At 49.9% G+C, this 4,810-nt stretch carries 6 protein-coding genes and 1 pseudogene; all 7 read right to left on the reverse strand.

Going from position 1 to position 4,810, the window contains the following annotated elements:
• Positions 1-339: 339 nt before the first annotated feature.
• On the reverse strand, positions 340-543 hold the full coding sequence (locus ASE26_RS21730) for a hypothetical protein (protein ID WP_057246929.1): 204 nt from the start codon (positions 541-543) through the stop codon (positions 340-342).
• Between the two features lie 95 nt (positions 544-638).
• Positions 639-950: a hypothetical protein gene (locus ASE26_RS21735; RefSeq protein ID WP_057246930.1), complete on the reverse strand. Its 312-nt coding sequence runs from the start codon at positions 948-950 to the stop codon at positions 639-641.
• 56 nt (positions 951-1,006) lie between these two features.
• A complete protein-coding gene (locus ASE26_RS30850; RefSeq protein ID WP_156398083.1) occupies positions 1,007-1,402 on the reverse strand; it encodes a hypothetical protein in 396 nt (131 codons plus the stop codon).
• A gap of 137 nt (positions 1,403-1,539) precedes the next feature.
• Positions 1,540-1,848 (reverse strand): hypothetical protein, encoded by a 309-nt coding sequence (locus ASE26_RS21740; protein WP_055933694.1) that lies wholly within the window; start codon positions 1,846-1,848, stop codon positions 1,540-1,542.
• Between the two features lie 52 nt (positions 1,849-1,900).
• Positions 1,901-2,236 (reverse strand): hypothetical protein, encoded by a 336-nt coding sequence (locus ASE26_RS21745; protein ID WP_156409984.1) that lies wholly within the window; start codon positions 2,234-2,236, stop codon positions 1,901-1,903.
• On the reverse strand, positions 2,226-4,547 hold the full coding sequence (locus ASE26_RS21750; RefSeq protein WP_057246933.1) for an RHS repeat-associated core domain-containing protein: 2,322 nt from the start codon (positions 4,545-4,547) through the stop codon (positions 2,226-2,228). Before ASE26_RS21750 ends, ASE26_RS21745 begins: the two co-directional genes overlap by 11 nt.
• Before the next feature lie 45 nt (positions 4,548-4,592).
• Positions 4,593-4,694, reverse strand: a pseudogene (locus tag ASE26_RS32165) (hypothetical protein); the annotation flags it as partial.
• Between the last annotated feature and the right edge of the window lie 116 nt (positions 4,695-4,810).

A 4,810-nucleotide genomic window follows, 5' to 3' on the forward strand; every position in this document is an offset into this window, starting at 1 on the left:
TCCAGCTGGTTTTGGTCCCATCTAACCCTCGAAAATTTGCAAGGAATTGCGCCCATTTTAGCGAAACCTTGCAAATCTCAGCAGCGTTATTTGCGCATTTCACCTTTAGATTCAGGCGCCGTTTAATTGTTCAGGGCCGACTTTTTAGCCAGAAGTAGAAGTCGATGTCTTCGCGACCCTGAGCGTAGGGATGCAGGCCGATGCCGAATTTTTCCTTGTAAGTCATAGTGAAAATCGGAGTTCCTCGATGAAGAATGCGGAAGTGCGAGAACTCTCCTAGGTCCGTGATTTCCACTTTGGTTTCTTCGGCATTAGGACGGTACATGGTACCGTTGAAAATCAAAAGGGCCCTTCAGGAGTCGCCAACATGGCGAGGGATTCCGGCAGGTGGTTGCTCGCTTCAGTCTCGAACATCGCGAACGCAATTTTCTCTTCGCCCGTCTCTTGGGCCGGGACGATCTCGTGCGCCAAGGGGGAGAGGTTAATCTTCATCAGGTTGGCGGTGCCATCAAACTGGCGAAGGGCGATAGTTTTGCTGGTCATGGCGTCTCTTGATGACTCGCGGTGCCCGTTGAATGACTCAACCAACGCAGCGGGTCGAAGCCGGCCAAATTTCAGCCCGAAGAAATGAGGATGAGCTATCGCCGTTCTGTTGCGACATCAATCAACCTTCCGTCGCCAAAGTCAAATGTGAAGCCAATAATGTCCATGAGATCAATCGTTGGCTTTATGGCCTGGTCGACAATTTTCAGGGCAAACAATATTTCGACAAATTTACCAGCTTCATCTATTTCCACAACTACGTCGTAATACTTTAGCGAAGCCTCGTCGCCCCCATGCTCAAGATATTTCTCATACGCAATGCTTATAAACTTCAATATTTTCCCTCTATACAAAGCATTGCCTGGGAAATTCGACTTCAGTCCATCCCATTCGTTTTTACTATTCATTGCCATTCGCCACAAAATTCCTTCTGATTTTCATCGGATATTCTCAATGGTAACTCTCATCGCATATAAGTTGTGTTGACCAGCGAATAGTCCACCAAGCCATAGATGTAAACCACGCCACGCCCGTTCTTGTACATTCCGCGATAAGGTACTTCAAATGGTATTCCACCTATTTCATAAGCGGGATCTGGGATAAGAGAAAAGGAAGTATATCGATAATCATCCGTAACGCTGAAGCATACTGAATAGTTATCTAAGGGCCATTCGCCTTTTGATAAAAGCATAAACTCTTCGTAAGCTAGATTCGCTGCCTTAACGATCTCACCAGAAAAGCTAAAGCTTCGCTGGTAAAGATTTTCCAAACCGAACAATTTATCATTATACGAAGACACGCTCAGCACCTCCTTGAAAAATTCTTTTTTTAAAAAGGTGATTATTTTAGCTGGTTGCACCAACAACGTGTGGCCATCCGAGACGTATCGTCACGCCCAGGACCACTTTGGCACGCCGGCAGGCAACTCACGTTTAGTTGTCCGCTCTCAATGTTTCAGAGCCTGGTCTTACTCGGAATAATATCAATATATGACAATCATATCGCCGCAACATCAATCAGCCTGTAGGTATCAGAATCAAAAATATACTTAATTATCTCATTAATATCCTTCTTTTTTAGGATAATCTCATCGCCTTTCGTCAGAAGAAAGTAAACCTCAACCACATTGCGCGAATCGTCGATTTTAACGTTGATCTCATAGTACTTTAGTGAATCCTTATCCCCTTGATCTTCCAAATATTTTTTGCAAGCAAGGCTGATAATTTTTAGTGCCTTACCGCGGAGAAGTATGTCGCCGGGGTAATCCGTCATTGTGCTAAGCTTTTCTTTACTAAAATTTGTCATTGCTCCACCATTGATATTAGAAACCCACTTTCCATGCGGTCAATGAGTTGGCTTATCGCATAAGGATTTTTTTGACCAATGAAAAATCCATCAAAGAATAAATATATTCAACGCCACGGCCATTTTTATACATTCCCCGGCTAGCCACTTCAAACGGTATCCCATTTATCTCATAAGCGGGGTCGGGCAGAAAAGCAATGGACATATAATCCATATCGTCCGTATAGCTAATGCAAATCTGGTAATTATCAAGCGACCATTCGCCCTTCGAGAAAATCATGAACTCGTCGTAAGCAATGCTCATTGCCATGATAGCCGAGCCTGGCAAATTGAAATCCCGTGGATGAAAACTATCAAGCTCAGGTAAGATATGTTTATTAAAAATCACGTTCGACACCTCCTTGTAACACTTTATATTTTCCACTTGGGGTGCCGAGATAGGATCTGTGGCACTTATTTTTTAAAGATGCCACCATATGAATTTCCTTATCTCTGCGCGAAAATTCGTCGCTGTTAAAACTATCTCGCAATGGATCACTTGTTCTAATAACGTTTCCATTTTTTCCCTCGATAGAATAGTCGCCGTGGGTATGATAATCCCCAACGACTGTCGCGCCATTCGGAACCTGTGGTAGAGCAAAAATTGGCTTATAAGTACGATCGGTGCCGGCAACCGGAATTGTTGCAAAATATTTACCACCCTTCTCATAAATCAGCCCACCATACTCTTTGTTCTTTCTAATCGCTTTGGCATTAGCTGCATCCAGTGCGCCACGCGCCGCTTCGTCGGCACAATTTCCACTGTACGGGGTCCGCTTCAGCCCATTAGGATCGGTCCACCTCGTAGGGTTTGGCCCATACATGTAGGGGTTTTCGCCGCCGCGGAGTCCGATGGGGTCTTGCGACAGGAACCGCCCTGTAACGGGGTCGTAATAGCGATGCCGGTTGTAATGAAGTCCGGTCTCTTCGTCATAGTACTGTCCTTGGAACCGCAGCGCCTGCACGACCCCTGTCGCTCCGTAGCGCAGAACGCCGCCCCAGGCGCGGTAGCGCGCCGACCAGAAAATCTTGCCGTGGCCATCGATCAACTCAAGTGGAGTGCCAAGGTGATCACACTGGTAGTAAAGAATGTGGTCCGTGCTGGATCCGCCGTCGGCCTGTTCGAGCCGGTGGAGCCAGTCTGCCCGATGGGCTTGCGCTTTGTCGAATTCCTGCTGCGCATGCCACACCTGGATATGTGCAGCCGGATCATTTTTGATGCCGGGCAGCGCCCATTCCTCCACGAGGCATAAATGGCTAGCATCCGGCTTATAACAGGCCGCCCCTTCACGCGATTCAATTCGGGCGAGTGGCACGAAACTGTCTGGTTCGTAAAGATAGGTGATCGTTCTATCCGGTCGCACTTCCTGCAACAGCGTGTCACCATCCCAGACGAAGAACGTACGAGCGCCCGTATCGGTAACACCAGCGGGCGGCGCGTCATTCCCTGCCTCCCAACGTTCTTCTGAGACCTGCTTGGCGATGCGCCGCCCAAACGCATCATAGCTGTAGCGTGCTACCTGCCTTGAGTTTGCGAAAGTGCGGATGGCAGTAGTCAGCCGGTTTTCAGTATCGTAAGAGAATTCAAGAACGCCTTCATCGTTTGCCCCCGCAGCCACGCGTGAACGCTTGCGAATAGTATTTCCGTGCGCGTCGTATTCATAGTCATGGCCCATATACTGCAGCAGCAAGTAGTGGGTGACCTTTGCGATCCTTGCCGGCACGACGCTTGCAGAAGGCTGCTCATCCAGCTCACGCACAATTTTGCGGGTCTCGATCGACGCGGGCTTACCGCCTCCTTCCGCGTCGAGCAGATTGCCGGCGGGATCGAATATGAAGGTTTCGCTCAAGTCCGGCTGTACGGCCGAGAGCAACTGCCCAAGCGGATCGTAGGTGTAGCGGATGCTGCCGCGGAAATGGTCTTCGATGAAGGTCAGGTTGCTGGCTGCGTCATATTCATATCGGCGCTCGCGCAGGCGCTGTGTTCCTTTGTTCAGCGTAAAAGAACTCAGGCGCGATTGCGGATCGTAACCACGGCGTTCGGTCAACCGTTCTTTTTCGCCGCCCAGCTGGCGCGTGGTCTCCCGGTGCAAATGATCGCGCTCCAGGTCTACCAGCGATTTACCCTGCCAAAGCGTACCGTGCCAGTGGCCCGAGCCGTAACGCTGCGTGTCAATCTTGCGACCGTTGGGAAGGGTGGTCTGGATTCGGTTTCCTAACTCGTCATAGGCGTGCGTCAAAGTGAAGGCAGCAGCGAATTCCTGCACTTCGTTCGGCAGTTGTGACGCCTGGCGGGCGTAGGCCATCCGTTCGTCGACCACTTGGCCCAGAGGGTCGTATTGGAACCGGTGCTCGGCATGCGACGATGCTATAGCAGTCAGGCGGCCGAGCGCGTCGTAAGCGTAACGCACACCGCCATCGGCGCAACTCTTTGCCAGCAACTGTCCCAGTGCATCACGGGCGAATTCTGTTTGCCTGCCGTTGCAGGCGCTGGCGATCAATTGTCCCGCTTTGTCATAAACGTAGGTGGTTGTCTTGCCATCAAACCCCGTTTCGCTGACCATGCGGCTTTCTACGTCATAGGTAAAACGGTACGATTCACCATTGCTGTTGACCAGTTCAACCAGGCGTAATGCCTTATCGTAGGCGTAACGCAGCATTTGCCCGTTGGCGTCAATGCGTTCATTGAGCAAACCATGGCCGTTGTAACCATATCGCGTGGTCTGGCCTTTGCCATCGATGTGGACGAGCAGATTTCCGTCACGGTCGTACTCAAATTTTTCTGTTGTGTGGTCCGGCCGGGTAATGGCGGTAACCTGGCCGCCCGGAGCGTGTCAATGAATTTGAAACACCTTGTTGAATTGGTGAGTGTCTAAATCTCGGATTTCAGGCAGCTTTTTTCTCCATGGTCGGTGGGTTGATC

Source organism: Duganella sp. Root198D2 (assembly GCF_001428585.1).
Taxonomy (GTDB): Bacteria; Pseudomonadota; Gammaproteobacteria; order Burkholderiales; family Burkholderiaceae_D; genus Rugamonas.

Coding starts and splice junctions, on each gene's coding strand:
- ASE26_RS21730 (WP_057246929.1), bottom strand. CDS start 543: ATGACCAGCAAAACTATCGCCCTTCGCCAGTTTGATGGCACCGCCAAC.
- ASE26_RS21735 (WP_057246930.1), bottom strand. CDS start 950: ATGAATAGTAAAAACGAATGGGATGGACTGAAGTCGAATTTCCCAGGC.
- ASE26_RS21740 (WP_055933694.1), bottom strand. CDS start 1,848: ATGACAAATTTTAGTAAAGAAAAGCTTAGCACAATGACGGATTACCCC.
- ASE26_RS21750 (WP_057246933.1), bottom strand. CDS start 4,547: ATGCTGCGTTACGCCTACGATAAGGCATTACGCCTGGTTGAACTGGTC.